The sequence below is a fragment of the Flavobacterium phycosphaerae genome, assembly GCF_010119235.1.
GTDB classification, from domain to species: domain Bacteria; phylum Bacteroidota; class Bacteroidia; order Flavobacteriales; family Flavobacteriaceae; genus Flavobacterium; species Flavobacterium phycosphaerae.
In genome coordinates, this window is sequence record NZ_JAAATZ010000001.1 from 448,411 (window position 1) to 461,193 (window position 12,783).

The window sequence follows — 12,783 nt, forward strand, 5'->3', positions numbered from 1 at the left end:
AACCGACAGTCATTCTGTCTGCTCTATAACCCAAAAACAGTTTGACTTTCCTTGTTGTATTTTGACTTGTAATCTAAAGGTGATAAACCGGTTATACGGCTGAATACATCCCTAAATGCTTTTGCATCGTTGTAACCTACTTCAAACATAATTTCACTAACCGTTTTACGAGTAGTTTCAAACATTTTTTTGGCCGCTTCAATTTTTACTCTTTGCAAATAATCAAGTGGTGTAAAACTTGTTGCCTTTATAAATCTTCTGTCTAAATTCCTTCTGCTAAGACCTAATTTTACGGCTAATTTTTCAACAGAAATTTTGTCTTGATAGTTTTCTTCAAGGTATTTTGGGCTATCAAAATCACATCATCACTGTGCTTTTTATGGCCGCTGAATATTGAAAATTCGGCTTGTAAGCTTCGACCCAAATCTATTTGAAAATATTTTGCACAATGAATGGCAGTTTGTCTGTCATAAAATTTTTCAACCAAATACAGCAACAAATTTAAAAACGAATAAGCTCCTCCATTGGTGTAAATTCCGTTTTCATCAGTAATTAATTGGTCGGTTTGCAAGTTTACATCCGGATACAATTCTCTGAACCCTTCAGATAGAGCCCAATGGGTAGAACAAGTTCTTCCCGCCAGCATTCCTGTAGAAGCCAACATAAAACTACCGGCACACATACTTGCTATTTCTGCACCATGCTTATATTGTTGCGTTACCCAATCTATTAACCGCTTATTGTTTTTAGAAGCCGTTTCATAATCGCGTATTAAAGAGGCAGGAATGGCCACAAGATTGGTTTTAGCTATTTCATCAATAGTAACTTGATGCTTTATGGAAAGTAGGTTGTTATTCAAAAAATCATTCTTTGTAGCGCCAACCAACTCAATTTTAAAAATGGGGTTTTCATTTTTTCTTGCCAAATAATTATTGGCTTCACTAAATATTTGGTATGCCCCCACTATGCAGGCAATCGTACTCATATTGGTCTGCTCGTCCGGAACTAGTATACTCAAGTGTTTCATTTCCTCTTTTTGATACAAAACTAAGCAAAACCTTTGTCCAAATCAACCCTTTATTATGTCTAAATAACACTATTTTATAGTGTATTCCGGTCATTACCTTTGTAAAATAAAATAGTATTGAAATGGTAAAAATGACAGTAATCTACAACATCCCGAAAGATGTGGCTTTTTTTGAAAAACATTACTTTGAGACTCATGTCCCTTTAGCAAAACAATTGCCGGGTCTGATTAAATATGAAATAAACGACGGGCAGATTATTTCAACCACTGGCCATACTGAAATACACCGTGTGGCAAACTTATATTTTAACTCAATGGAGGAGATGATGAATGCATTTCAATCTGAAATAGGAAAACAATGTGCTGCAGACAGAAAGATTTTAGCTTCTAATGAAGAAGTACAAATTTATTTATACAACACCAAGGAAATTTAATTCATCAAAGAAATTCACTCTTAACAACAAAATCAAAAAATGGGAACAACAGAACTATTAGTAAAAATGGTAATCGACAGATGGAATGGCTCTATCGTAAATTTAAACAAACAACTAAATGCACTAACCGATGAACAATTGCAAAAAGAAATTGCCCCGGGCAAAAACAGAGGAACTTATCTGTTAGGACATCTTATTGCAGTACACGATGATATGCTGAATCTGTTAGATATGGGCGAAAAATTATTTCCGGAACTAGCCGAACCTTTTATTAAAAAAGCAGATGACAGTACAACTCAAACGCCGACAGCTGCTGATTTGAGAAGTATGTGGGAAAAACAAAACAGCTACCTTCAAGAAAAATTTGAGGAAATGAAACCCGAAGCATGGTTTGAAAAACATACTGCTGTTTCTGAAGAAGATTTTGCAAAAGAACCGCATCGCAACAAACTTAACATCATCATTACAAGAACCTCTCATTTACAATACCACTCAGGACAAATTGTACTACTAAACTAAAAAAACAGTTATGATAAATCAAAATTTCCAATTCAGCATTACCACTTCAAAAACCACCAACGAAGTATTTGCACATGTAATCAATCCGAAAAATTGGTGGGCAGGTATATTTGGCGAAACCATTGAGGGAGAAAGCAAAAAAACTAACGATGAGTTTTCCTTTAGAGCAGGCGATGGTATGCATTATTCTCATCAAAAATTAATAGAACTGGTTCCCGACAAAAAAATAGTTTGGTTGGTCACCGAAAGTAATCTTTCATACTTAAAAAACACTAATGAATGGGCTCAAACGAAAATTTGTTTCGACATTGAAAAAATTGACTATAAAACAAAAATAACATTCACACACCTCGGTTTACTGCCTCAAATAGAATGTTATGGTAGTTGCTCAAGCGCCTGGACACAATATATGGAAAATCTGAGTGAATATCTCCAATAAAATAGCTAATTCCATCCATTTAATACTGGCATTGCTTTCTTGTGTTGCGTTAAAATAACTGATATAAAAAATAAAAATGAAAAATACATCCAATAAAAATTATACTACTACCATTATAGTGGATAAAGACATTTCAAGTGCATTTAATTCTGTTACAAATTTCAGAGGTTGGTGGTCAGAAGAAATTGAAGGCAATACTGATAAGCCGGGAGAAACTTTTTTTTATCATTACAAAGACGTGCATTTATGCAAAATCAAACTCATGGAAATGATTACCGATAAAAAAATAATTTATCAAGTAATCGATAATGAATTTAACTTTACAAAAGACAAAACAGAATGGGTCAATACTAAACTGATTTTTGATCTGTCGACAGAAGCTAACAAAACCAAAATAGTATTTACTCACGAAGGGTTAGTCCCCGAATACGAATGTTACAATGTTTGTAACGATGCTTGGACCAGTTATATCCAAGGAAGTCTAAAAGATTTTATTGAAAAAGGCATAGGAAAACCTAACGGAAAAGAAGGTGGATTGAATGCTGAATTAGTTTTAAAATGGGGATTGCCGAATAAATAAAATTACGAACCACCAAAAACGGTTTACTACATTAACGGTTATCACTTAAAACCAATTTAGATTTTCCGTAAAAAATTTTTATGAAACCTTACTCAACATCCTCATCCTCCTAAATTAATAGTGAAATCCCCCTACACAACCCCAGTAAACACTACCTGCACCGGGTTAAAACTTTTACTGTTACAGTAATTTTTATCCCCCAGCACCGTACAACCATTCCATACCAGCAACTGTGCTGCCACTATGAGTCGGGTGCCCTCGGGGTAAGCATCAGTTTGTAGGGCCATCGCCGTTGGGATATGTCGGTGCATTTCAAAACTAAAAACAGCAGTAGCCGCCTTATCCCCCACATTCGGAGCCCACGAAGCTACCATAAACACTAAAGCACAAGAGCTTCTGGTATCAGGGAGTAATTTAGTAGGTACGGCCGCCACCTCTACAGCAGGCAAGCACAAACAACCGTCATCAGTTACTTCAAACGGAAAAGTGAATGGTAACAAAGGCCTCAGTGGGGAACGCTGGTGAAACTCAAACCCAACCAATGCACTAAGATCGGCCGTAAACAAAGTATACGGTTCCTCATACCCCTGCGGAAAATGAAATGCCTGATGCAACGCTCCGGTCAACCGCTGACTGGCATACGGGTCAGTACCCGCCTCCAACAACGGGCGCAAAACCTGCCGAACCGCCTTAGACTGTTTCACCGCATAACTAAAACTAAGCCCGCTGGCACGGGTACCCTTACTTTGTCTGGGGTTGATAGTACGAGATTGCATTATCGTTTTCCCATTCAATTCCCGAATATAAAAAGGACCTATCACCCCTTCTAATTGCTGCTTGCGCTGTAGTTGTGCCATACTATGCTGTTTCAAAGTTAGTCTTTCGGCTGTAGTTCAGCCTTTATATTGGGGATTACTTCACAAACTATGCCAGTTTCATGGCCTACTAAGGTACAGTGTCTACAGGTTGACCTCGGGTTGTAGGCAATTTGCATCCGTCGTTACTTCCATTACATCGCACACACATCGTACACACGTCGCACACACATCGCACACACCCCTTACAAATCACTACCCACCTCATAAAACAAATCCCCGACATATCCTCCCGTTTCAAACACCTTGACACATTATAGTTACAGTTAAGCAAAAAGGCACGGCTATATATGATATATATCATTCTTATCCGCCCCCTATCTACTACCTTTGTACTTTCAAAAAAAGCTTTCATGAACGATATACAAACCCCGCAAGACCTCTACAGAATAGTAGACGAATTCTATAAAAAACTATTTGCCGACGAACGCATCAGTTATATTTTTACCGAGGTAATTCCGATACACACCAAGCTCGAAGAACACCTGCAAATACTGGTTAGCTTTTGGTCGCAATCCCTGTTGGGCACCGGTGGGTATTTCAACAACCTTAGCCAAATTCATTTAGATGTAAATAAACTGTCGCCGTTAACCAAAGAACATTTTGACATTTGGCTCCACCACTTTGAAGCGGCCATCAACGAAAACTTTGAAGGAATGACCTGTGAACGCATGAAAAATATGGCCCACAACTTATCTACCATCATGCAGATTAAAATAGCACAGCAAAAAGAAGTTTAATTAGTAGTTCAATAATAATAAAGCTTCTTTTTTAAATTATTCACAATAGTTTTCAATTAGTTGCCTATTTTAGAATCCGTAATTGTTTTTAATACTAATTTAGTAAGGTAATAGTAAAAGATATGAATATCAAAATAACCGGTTCCGGAAGCTACATTCCCACCGAAATAGTTTCCAATAAAGATTTTGCACAGCACGTTTTCTTAAATGATGACGGCACCCCGTTTCCGCATCCTAATGATGTAGTAGCCGAAAAATTTTTGGAAATAACCGGTATACAGGAACGCCGCTATGTGACGGATGATTTGCTGACTTCGGACATTGCTACCCTAGCTGCCCAAAGAGCCATAGAAGACGCTAACGTAGACCCGGAAACCATAGACTATATCATCTTTGCCCATAACTTCGGCAACGTTCGTAAAGGCGCTATTCAAACCGATTTGGTGCCCAGTTTAGCCACCAGAGTCAAATACAACTTAAGAATCAAAAACCCTAAGTGTGTGGCCTACGACATGTTGTTCGGTTGCCCGGGCTGGGTAGAAGGCGTAATTCAAGCACAAGCCTATATCAAAGCCGGTATGGCCAAGAAATGCTTAATCATTGGCGCCGAGACCCTTTCACGAGTAGTTGACTTGCACGATCGCGACAGTATGATCTATTCTGATGGTGCGGGAGCCACCATACTGGAAGCTACCGAAGAGGAAGGCGGTATCTTAGCACATGAAACCGCTACGTTTACTTATGACGAGGCATACTATTTGTTCTTTGGCAATTCCTTCAATAAAACCCACGACCCCGATGTGCGCTATATTAAAATGCATGGACGAAAAATATATGAGTTCGCCTTGAACCAAGTGCCCAAAGCCATGAAAGAGTGCTTAGACCAAAGCGGGATTGACATTAAGGAAGTTAAAAAAATCCTCATTCACCAGGCCAATGAAAAAATGGATGAAGCCATTATACAGCGCTTCTACAAACTCTATAAAGAAACACCTCCCGAAGGCATTATGCCGATGAGCATCCACAAACTGGGCAACTCCAGCGTAGCTACTGTGCCTACCTTATACGATTCACTCATCAAAGGACAAATAGAAAACCAAAGCTTAACCAAAGGCGATGTCATTATGTTTGCCTCAGTAGGAGCCGGTATGAACGTAAATGCTATTGTATACAGAATGTAATAAAGTTTGTACCTTCGCAGCCTTATAACTTTGCACTTTTAATTCATGTACGAGAAGACATACCCAAGCAAACGCTTCAACCTTACGCTGGCCTTTCTGCAAAAGCACATTCCCACTACGGAAACCATATTAGACCTGGGTGTTCCCAATCCGTTTTCCAAAATCATGGAAGACAACGGCTATACTGTTAAGAACACCAAAGGCGAAGATTTAGACAATGACCAAAGCAACCTACAGTCCGAAAGTTATACGGTAGTGACTGCTTTTGAAATATTTGAGCACTTATTGAACCCTTATACTATATTAGAAAACGTAAAAGCCGATAAGCTATTCATCTCAATTCCGTTGCGCTTATGGTTCTCACCGGCTTACCGCAGCAAGACCGATATGTGGGACAGACACTACCATGAGTTTGAAGATTGGCAATTAGACTGGCTATTGGAAAAAACCGGTTGGAAAATCATAGCCCGCGAAAAGTTCACGCATCCGGTTAAGAAATTAGGGTTCCGTCCTTTGTTAAGGTATTTCACCCCAAGATATTATATGGTGTATGCCGAAAAGATAAAATAAAACCCCATTTTTAGGTTTTTTTATACCAAATCATCCTCCGGGATGATTTTTTTTGACCCTTTACGAAGCTTTTATTGGTAACTAATTGAATTTCAGCCGCATGAATTTCAGTCTTCTTCAAGAATCAAAAAACGAGATTCCAAATTGTTAATTTTTTGACGATAATTCAGTTTTGTTAAATCAAAAAATAAAAGCCGATTTGGACAAATTTGGCCGAATAAAAAAAGTGACATTTGTAAGTTTTATAACTACTAAAAACCTACTTTTTAACAAAAAAGATGCATTTCATCGATTTTATTTGTCACTTAATCGGTAATCTTACTATGTTTGACTCGAAATAAAACATAACCCTTAAATCTATTATTATGAAGAAATTATTTACCTTTTCGTTGTTGACTGTCGCAACTTTTTCGTTTGGTCAAAAAATGTTTATTGTTAAATCTGATGAGAAATTCGGAATTATTAATGAGTCGGGAATTGAAATTGTTCCGCCAAAATATACTTCGATTGATGAGTTTGACAAGATGCATCCAAACTGGGCTAAAGTTGAATTGAACAATTTGTTCGGATTTGTTGATAAAAGCGGTAAAATCGTTGTAGAACCTAAGTACCAAACTGTTGAAAATTACGATAATTACAATGCCGGATGGGCCTTGATTGTAAAAGACGGCAAATACGGTTTTATGAACGAAGCCGGTAAAGAAATTGTACCACCGGTATATGACAAAATTGGTTCATTCGGAGAATATTCTAAAGAATGGGCTCTTGTTGAAAGTCAAGGTCTGAAAGGATTCATCGACAAAGAAGGAAACATTGTAGTTCCGGTAAAATATGTTGAAGTCTCTAAATTTGATGACGTTAGAAAAAACTGGGCTTTAGTAAAAGACAGAAAAGAGAAACTGGGCTTTATCGATAAAACAGGTAAAGAAGTTATTCCGGTAGTGTATGATAACATTGAAGCGTTCACTAAAAAGAAAACGACTTCTTTGGCCAGCGCAGAATAAGTTAGGATTAGATTGTTTTTATATACTTCATGTTTGGAAAGGATTTCTCTCGAGAAATCCTTTTTTTATGCGTTCAAAGTTGCTATTTTTACTCGGTTAAGTAAAGTCAACAATGAACTATTATATTGTCATCCCTTCACACAATGAAGAAAAACATATTGGAGTAACACTTCAATCCCTTGTAGAGCAAACGGTTTTACCCAAAAAGCTGGTAGTCGTCAATGACAACTCTACGGATGCCACCGCCGAAATCGTTTTGAGCTTTACTGAAAAATACCCCTTCATTAGTTTGGTCAATAAAACCTCTGACGCCATACACCTGCCCGGAAGTAAAGTCATTCAGGCCTTTCAAAAGGGTTTGGAAACCTTAGACGACCAGTATGATTTCATCGTAAAAGCAGATGCCGATTTGATTTTCCCTCCCAATTATTTTGAAACCATTGCCCATCATTTTCAATCCGACCAACGCATCGGAATGGCAGGTGGGTTTGCCTACATCGAAAAAAACGGAGCTTGGCTACTGGAAAACCTAACGGATAAAGACCACATCAGAGGCGCTTTCAAGGCTTATCGAAAAGAAACGTTCCAACAAATCGGAGGGTTAAAACCCGCTATGGGCTGGGACACGGTAGACGAACTGCTTTGCAAATTCTATAACTGGAAAGTAGTGACCGATTTAAGTTTACAGGTAAAACACTTAAAACCCACCGGAGCCAACTACAACAAAGCCAGTCGTTACAAACAGGGAGAAGCTTTTTACCGCTTGGGGTACGGTTTTTTTATTACGGCTATTGCTTCTTTAAAATTGGCCATGCGCAAAGGCAAACCGTTACTTTTCCTTGATTACATCCAAGGATTCCGGAAAGCCCAGGCCGCTAAAGAACCCCTATTAGTCACCACAGAACAAGCTCAATTCATCCGCAACTATCGTTGGAAAAAGATGAAAGAAAAGGTATTTTAAAACGGTGAGGCTATAAAAGAGTCCCAATTTAGAACTAAGTCATTTTCAAATTTCCAAATTGGCCTATTTTCAAATTAATTATAACTATTTTTGACAATATTTTGATGCTATGATGCTAGTTCGCTATTTATCTCAAATAGGAAAATACTTTTTGATGCTGAAAGAAGTCTTTAACAAACCCACCAAATGGTCGGTTATGAGACAACTAATCTTAAAAGAAATTGACGATTTAATTATAGATTCCCTAGGAATTGTTTGCTTCATCTCCTTCTTTGTGGGAGGGGTGGTTTCTATTCAAACCGCTTTAAATCTTACCAATCCATTAATCCCGAAATACCTCATCGGTTTTGCCACAAGACAATCCGTAATCTTGGAATTTGCCCCTACGTTTATTTCAATCATCATGGCGGGTAAGATGGGTTCGTTCATCACCTCCAGCATAGGAACCATGCGTGTTACCGAGCAAATTGATGCGTTGGAAGTAATGGGAGTTAACTCCTTAAACTATTTGGTTTTCCCAAAACTAATTGCCTTACTACTCTACCCTTTCGTTATTGGCATCAGTATGTTTTTGGGTATTCTTGGCGGATGGATGGCAGCCGTGTATGGCGGATTCGCTTCGAGTAACGACTTTATCACCGGAATTCAGCAGGAATTTATTCCTTTCCATATTGCTTATGCCTTTATCAAAACCTTCGTGTTTGCTTTGCTGTTGGCTACCATTCCGTCTTTTCACGGCTATTATATGAAAGGTGGAGCGTTAGAAGTGGGGAAAGCCAGTACGGTTTCCTTCGTTTGGACGGCTGTGACCATCATCTTGAGCAATTATATATTAACCCAATTACTCCTTACCTAATGATAGAAGTTAAAAATATCGAGAAATCATTTGGCGACAGCAAAGTTTTAAAAGGTATTTCGACCACCTTTGAGACCGGTAAAACCAACCTGATTATTGGGCAAAGTGGTTCGGGGAAAACCGTATTACTCAAAAGCTTACTAGGAATTCACACCCCCGAGAAAGGAACCATTTCTTTTGACGGCCGTATCTATTCCAAACTGACTGATGATGAAAAAAGAGCTTTACGTACCGAAATCGGGATGGTATTTCAAGGCAGTGCCTTGTTTGACAGCATGACGGTGGAGGAAAATGTGGGTTTCCCACTCAAGATGTTCACCAACAAAACAGCCGCCGAAGTAAAAGAACGCGTCGACTTTGTAATTCATAGGGTAAATTTAGATAACGCTCACCACAAAAAGCCTTCAGAGCTTTCCGGGGGATGCAAAAAAGGGTGGCCATTGCCCGGGCCATTGTAAACAACCCGAAATACTTGTTTTGTGACGAACCTAACTCAGGCCTCGACCCTAAAACAGCCATTATCATTGACAACCTGATTCATGAAATTACGGTAGAGTACAACATCACCACCGTAATCAACACGCACGACATGAACTCGGTTATGGAAATTGGAGAAAAAATAGTCTTTCTGAAACAAGGTATCTTGGCTTGGGAAGGCACCAAAAAAGACATCTTCAAAACGGATAATGAAGCCATTACCGACTTCGTCTATTCGTCTAATCTTTTCAAAAAAATAAGAAAAGCACAAAATAAAGAAGAATAAAAAAGGAGCCTGATGGCTCCTTTTCTTTTATAAATCGTTGGCCATAGCCGTTATTCGCTTGATGTCTTGCTCTTTACTTTTAGGGTAAATCAATAAAACGCCTTCTTTATCTACAATGATATAATCGTGTAAACCGTCAACAACAATTAGCTTATTGGCATCCGAACGGATGATATTATTAGAAGCATTCTCCATAACTACTTTGGCATTGATAACGCCGTTGTTGTGCTCATCTTTCTCAAGTTTTTCATGCAGTTGCCCCCAGGTCCCTAAATCATTCCAATCAAAAGTAGCCGGCAGTACGTAAACATTCTGCGCCTTTTCCATTACCGCATAATCAATAGATATGTTTTCGGCTTTGGCATAATGGGCTTCAATAAATGACTTTTCATTTGGGGTATTATAGCTCTCCATTCCTTGTTGAAACAAAGCGTCCATTTGAGGTTGGAACTTAGCAAAAGCTTCGGTAATCGATTGGACACTCCAAATAAAAATACCACCATTCCAAAGGAAATTCCCCGCTTCTAAAAACGACTTGGCAGTCTCATAATTAGGCTTCTCTCTAAACTGATTTACTTTCTTAATCGGATTCAAATCGCTTTTATCAAACTCAATATACCCAAAACCGGTATTAGGAAACGTTGGTTGAATACCCAAAGTCATCAAGGCATTTTCTTTTTGGCAAAAGTCAAAACACTGTTGCAGGTTCTCTGAAAAGGCCGCTTCATCTTCTATCCAATGATCACTCGGTGCCACTACCATAACGGCATCCGGATTTTCCTTTTGTATTTTCAACGAAGCATATAAAATACACGGAGCGGTATTACGCATCGCAGGCTCCAACAACACTTGCTCCGGTTTCACCATAGGCAATTGCTCTAAGACCAAATCGTTGTAGCGTTCGTTAGTCAGAATCAATATATGCTCAGTCGGAATCAATTGCGACAAGCGGCTAAATGTTTTTTGGATTAATGTTTCTCCCGAACCCAACATGTCGTGAAACTGTTTCGGGAAATCGGTGGTACTTACCGGCCAAAAGCGTGAGCCTACCCCACCGGCCATTAATATAGCGTAATAGTTTTTATTCATGGTATTGAAGTACTAAGCCACAAAGGTACAAAGTGACAAAGTTATTTAGAGCTTATCCTGGAATTATTTCCACCTCGGCATTGGCATTGAACAAATAGAGTTTGCCGGTTTTGACTTCCAAACATTCATAACGTTTGACCCGCAATCCCTTTTTTTGAAAGACCCTACCGTTTTTTATTCTGAAAAAACTACCGCTTGGCACTTCATGGATAAAGTGAATGTCGGCTTTTCGTTCATCAAATTGTTTTAAAGCAAACGCCAATCGGGCATCGGTATCACTACTGGCTGTAGGGTTTCTAAAATGATTGGCAATCAAGGGCAACACCGAATGAGGGAAAATCTCCGGTCGGATAAACGGCACCATCAAACGCTGAAACGTGTGCTTCCATTCGTTCCCGTGAGGTTTAATCAGTCTTCCGTATTTTTCATAAGCCACCAAATGGGCTATCTCGTGAACCAACGTAATAAGGAATCGGTATTTATTCAAATTGGCATTCACCGTAATCTCATGTTTACCACCACTAGCCCGACGGTAATCCCCATGACGGGTTTGCCGTTCGTTAACGATTTTCAAATGCACATTGTTGCTTTTGATTAACTCAAAGCAAGAATGAACCGCATGTTCCGGGAGGTATTTTGAAAGGACTTCGCTCAATGAATTATGAATTATGGGTTATGAGTTATGAGTTTTTTTTTGAGGTTATAATTATACTTCTTATAATCCTTAATACTTCCTCGCATTGAGGGTAAATGCTATTAAATTCTTCATCAGAAATATAACTTGTTTCTTTTAATAGTTCTAACCAATACAAGGTTTCATCACACTCTTTTTGAGAAATAGATAATTTATGAATGAAATCAGATTTGCTTTGACCGTTAACAGCTTCTCTAACATTAGCCCCTATAGAAGTTACAGATCGCAAAAACTGTTTACTCATAACAAACTCTTTTTTGTCTGCAATCAAACTCTTATAAAATTTAATTCCGGTAACAGCCAACTCAAAACTCTTCTTCATAATAATACTATCACTCATAATTTATAACTCATAATTCATAACTATCTAAGGCGTAGAAGAACTTACCTGGAGCACTTTGCCGTTATAGTATTGATTACCGGTCAAAGCAAAATTGAAAATATAATCAGCCATAGCAGCCGGCGATGTTGGAGCTTCATACCCAGGAAATGCTTCCTGCAACATTTCGGTGTTAACGGCTCCCAAGGCTAAAACATTAAAAGCAATTCCCTGTTCTTTATATTCTTCCGCCAAAAGCTCCGAAAGGGTAATAACCGCTCCTTTACTGGAACTGTAAGCGGCCAATCCGGCAAATTTCATACTGCCTTGTATACCTCCCATAGAGCTGATGGAAACCACATGACTTCCTTTTTGCAGATAAGGCAAACAAAGGCGTGTCAAATTAGCCACTCCAAAAACATTGACTTGGTATACTTTTTCAAAATCTTGCTGTGTGGTTTGGGCAAAAGGTTTGTGTATCAAACTTCCGGCATTGTGAATGATGATATCCACTTTTTTCCAAGTTGAAGAAAGAAACTTTTCTACCTCAACTAAATCGTCTTCTTTAGACAAATCAACGGAAAGACAAGTAATATTGGAGTTCCCTAACAGTGTTTGTGGTATTTGGCGGGAAATGGCTAAAACCTGATGCCCGGCGTTAGCAAATTGCAAGGCTAAAGCATGACCAATGCCTCGCGAAGTTCCTGTAACGATGATATTTTTCATTTTTAT

Annotated in this window: 17 protein-coding genes and 1 pseudogene; 11 read left to right on the forward strand and 7 right to left on the reverse strand. The window is 38.6% G+C overall.

Annotated features, from left to right (window positions below; translation table 11 throughout):
- Positions 1 to 23: 23 nt before the first annotated feature.
- Both GUU89_RS14760 and GUU89_RS01955 read right to left on the reverse strand, forming a co-directional pair.
- Positions 24 to 314 (reverse strand): helix-turn-helix domain-containing protein, encoded by a 291-nt coding sequence (locus tag GUU89_RS14760; protein WP_202924475.1) that lies wholly within the window; start codon positions 312 to 314, stop codon positions 24 to 26.
- On the reverse strand, positions 296 to 1,027 hold the full coding sequence (locus GUU89_RS01955) for a GlxA family transcriptional regulator (protein ID WP_202924429.1): 732 nt from the start codon (positions 1,025 to 1,027) through the stop codon (positions 296 to 298). Before GUU89_RS01955 ends, GUU89_RS14760 begins: the two co-directional genes overlap by 19 nt.
- 122 nt (positions 1,028 to 1,149) lie before the next feature.
- On the opposite strand from GUU89_RS01955, the gene GUU89_RS01960 reads away from it, so the two are divergent.
- The 4 genes from GUU89_RS01960 to GUU89_RS01975 all read left to right on the forward strand — a co-directional run bounded on the left by GUU89_RS01960 (position 1,150) and on the right by GUU89_RS01975 (position 2,999).
- A complete protein-coding gene (locus GUU89_RS01960) occupies positions 1,150 to 1,461 on the forward strand; it encodes an EthD family reductase (protein ID WP_162126353.1) in 312 nt (103 codons plus the stop codon).
- A gap of 39 nt (positions 1,462 to 1,500) precedes the next feature.
- A complete protein-coding gene (locus GUU89_RS01965) occupies positions 1,501 to 1,980 on the forward strand; it encodes a DinB family protein (protein ID WP_162126354.1) in 480 nt (159 codons plus the stop codon).
- A gap of 10 nt (positions 1,981 to 1,990) precedes the next feature.
- Entirely contained in the window at positions 1,991 to 2,419 is a 429-nt protein-coding gene (locus GUU89_RS01970) for an SRPBCC family protein (protein ID WP_162126355.1), read from the forward strand.
- A 76-nt stretch (positions 2,420 to 2,495) separates the two neighbouring features.
- Entirely contained in the window at positions 2,496 to 2,999 is a 504-nt protein-coding gene (locus GUU89_RS01975; protein ID WP_162126356.1) for an SRPBCC family protein, read from the forward strand.
- Between the two features lie 131 nt (positions 3,000 to 3,130).
- Here the strand turns inward: GUU89_RS01975 and GUU89_RS01980 are convergent, their stop codons facing one another.
- On the reverse strand, positions 3,131 to 3,856 hold the full coding sequence (locus GUU89_RS01980) for a hypothetical protein (protein WP_162126357.1): 726 nt from the start codon (positions 3,854 to 3,856) through the stop codon (positions 3,131 to 3,133).
- A 371-nt stretch (positions 3,857 to 4,227) separates the two neighbouring features.
- Between GUU89_RS01980 and GUU89_RS01985 the strand changes: the two genes are divergently transcribed.
- The 7 genes and pseudogenes from GUU89_RS01985 to GUU89_RS02015 all read left to right on the forward strand — a co-directional run bounded on the left by GUU89_RS01985 (position 4,228) and on the right by GUU89_RS02015 (position 9,949).
- Positions 4,228 to 4,614, forward strand: a complete 387-nt coding sequence (locus tag GUU89_RS01985) for a group III truncated hemoglobin (protein ID WP_162126358.1) — start codon at positions 4,228 to 4,230, stop codon at positions 4,612 to 4,614.
- 122 nt (positions 4,615 to 4,736) lie between these two features.
- Positions 4,737 to 5,795, forward strand: coding sequence for a 3-oxoacyl-ACP synthase III family protein (locus GUU89_RS01990; RefSeq protein ID WP_162126359.1), 1,059 nt, complete (start codon positions 4,737 to 4,739; stop codon positions 5,793 to 5,795).
- A 45-nt stretch (positions 5,796 to 5,840) separates the two neighbouring features.
- The gene (locus tag GUU89_RS01995; RefSeq protein ID WP_162126360.1) at positions 5,841 to 6,365 is read left to right on the forward strand and encodes a class I SAM-dependent methyltransferase; all 525 of its coding nucleotides are present in this window, start codon (positions 5,841 to 5,843) and stop codon (positions 6,363 to 6,365) included.
- 365 nt (positions 6,366 to 6,730) lie between these two features.
- Positions 6,731 to 7,369 (forward strand): WG repeat-containing protein, encoded by a 639-nt coding sequence (locus GUU89_RS02000; protein WP_162126361.1) that lies wholly within the window; start codon positions 6,731 to 6,733, stop codon positions 7,367 to 7,369.
- 112 nt (positions 7,370 to 7,481) lie between these two features.
- Positions 7,482 to 8,330, forward strand: a complete 849-nt coding sequence (locus GUU89_RS02005; RefSeq protein WP_162126362.1) for a glycosyltransferase — start codon at positions 7,482 to 7,484, stop codon at positions 8,328 to 8,330.
- A gap of 109 nt (positions 8,331 to 8,439) precedes the next feature.
- Positions 8,440 to 9,186: an MlaE family ABC transporter permease gene (locus tag GUU89_RS02010; protein WP_162126363.1), complete on the forward strand. Its 747-nt coding sequence runs from the start codon at positions 8,440 to 8,442 to the stop codon at positions 9,184 to 9,186.
- Positions 9,186 to 9,949: pseudogene (locus GUU89_RS02015) on the forward strand (ABC transporter ATP-binding protein). Before GUU89_RS02010 ends, GUU89_RS02015 begins: the two are co-directional and overlap by 1 nt.
- A 27-nt stretch (positions 9,950 to 9,976) precedes the next feature.
- On the opposite strand, the gene GUU89_RS02020 reads toward GUU89_RS02015, so the two are convergent.
- From GUU89_RS02020 to GUU89_RS02035, 4 genes are read right to left on the reverse strand one after another with little or no spacing between them, the layout of a single operon-like run.
- Complete coding sequence (locus GUU89_RS02020) at positions 9,977 to 11,038, reverse strand: mannose-1-phosphate guanylyltransferase (RefSeq protein WP_162126364.1); 1,062 nt, start codon at positions 11,036 to 11,038, stop codon at positions 9,977 to 9,979.
- A gap of 52 nt (positions 11,039 to 11,090) precedes the next feature.
- Complete coding sequence (locus GUU89_RS02025) at positions 11,091 to 11,693, reverse strand: SprT-like domain-containing protein (RefSeq protein WP_162126365.1); 603 nt, start codon at positions 11,691 to 11,693, stop codon at positions 11,091 to 11,093.
- Positions 11,694 to 11,718: 25 nt separating this feature from the next.
- Positions 11,719 to 12,072, reverse strand: a complete 354-nt coding sequence (locus GUU89_RS02030; protein ID WP_162126366.1) for a four helix bundle protein — start codon at positions 12,070 to 12,072, stop codon at positions 11,719 to 11,721.
- Positions 12,073 to 12,099: 27 nt separating this feature from the next.
- Positions 12,100 to 12,777 carry an SDR family NAD(P)-dependent oxidoreductase gene (locus GUU89_RS02035; protein WP_162126367.1) on the reverse strand — a complete coding sequence of 226 codons (678 nt, stop codon included), beginning with the start codon at positions 12,775 to 12,777 and terminating at the stop codon, positions 12,100 to 12,102.
- Positions 12,778 to 12,783: the final 6 nt, after the last annotated feature.

Excerpts from the sequence above, each read along its gene's own strand:
- GUU89_RS01975 (WP_162126356.1), top strand. The coding sequence starts at position 2,496 with ATGAAAAATACATCCAATAAAAATTATACTACTACCATTATAGTGGAT.
- GUU89_RS02010 (WP_162126363.1), top strand. The coding sequence starts at position 8,440 with ATGATGCTAGTTCGCTATTTATCTCAAATAGGAAAATACTTTTTGATG.
- GUU89_RS01965 (WP_162126354.1), top strand. The coding sequence starts at position 1,501 with ATGGGAACAACAGAACTATTAGTAAAAATGGTAATCGACAGATGGAAT.
- GUU89_RS01990 (WP_162126359.1), top strand. The coding sequence starts at position 4,737 with ATGAATATCAAAATAACCGGTTCCGGAAGCTACATTCCCACCGAAATA.
- GUU89_RS01995 (WP_162126360.1), top strand. The coding sequence starts at position 5,841 with ATGTACGAGAAGACATACCCAAGCAAACGCTTCAACCTTACGCTGGCC.
- GUU89_RS01960 (WP_162126353.1), top strand. The coding sequence starts at position 1,150 with ATGGTAAAAATGACAGTAATCTACAACATCCCGAAAGATGTGGCTTTT.
- GUU89_RS01955 (WP_202924429.1), bottom strand. The coding sequence starts at position 1,027 with ATGAAACACTTGAGTATACTAGTTCCGGACGAGCAGACCAATATGAGT.
- GUU89_RS01970 (WP_162126355.1), top strand. The coding sequence starts at position 1,991 with ATGATAAATCAAAATTTCCAATTCAGCATTACCACTTCAAAAACCACC.
- GUU89_RS02005 (WP_162126362.1), top strand. The coding sequence starts at position 7,482 with ATGAACTATTATATTGTCATCCCTTCACACAATGAAGAAAAACATATT.
- GUU89_RS02020 (WP_162126364.1), bottom strand. The coding sequence starts at position 11,038 with ATGAATAAAAACTATTACGCTATATTAATGGCCGGTGGGGTAGGCTCA.
- GUU89_RS02030 (WP_162126366.1), bottom strand. The coding sequence starts at position 12,072 with ATGAGTGATAGTATTATTATGAAGAAGAGTTTTGAGTTGGCTGTTACC.
- GUU89_RS02000 (WP_162126361.1), top strand. The coding sequence starts at position 6,731 with ATGAAGAAATTATTTACCTTTTCGTTGTTGACTGTCGCAACTTTTTCG.
- GUU89_RS01980 (WP_162126357.1), bottom strand. The coding sequence starts at position 3,856 with ATGGCACAACTACAGCGCAAGCAGCAATTAGAAGGGGTGATAGGTCCT.
- GUU89_RS01985 (WP_162126358.1), top strand. The coding sequence starts at position 4,228 with ATGAACGATATACAAACCCCGCAAGACCTCTACAGAATAGTAGACGAA.
- GUU89_RS02035 (WP_162126367.1), bottom strand. The coding sequence starts at position 12,777 with ATGAAAAATATCATCGTTACAGGAACTTCGCGAGGCATTGGTCATGCT.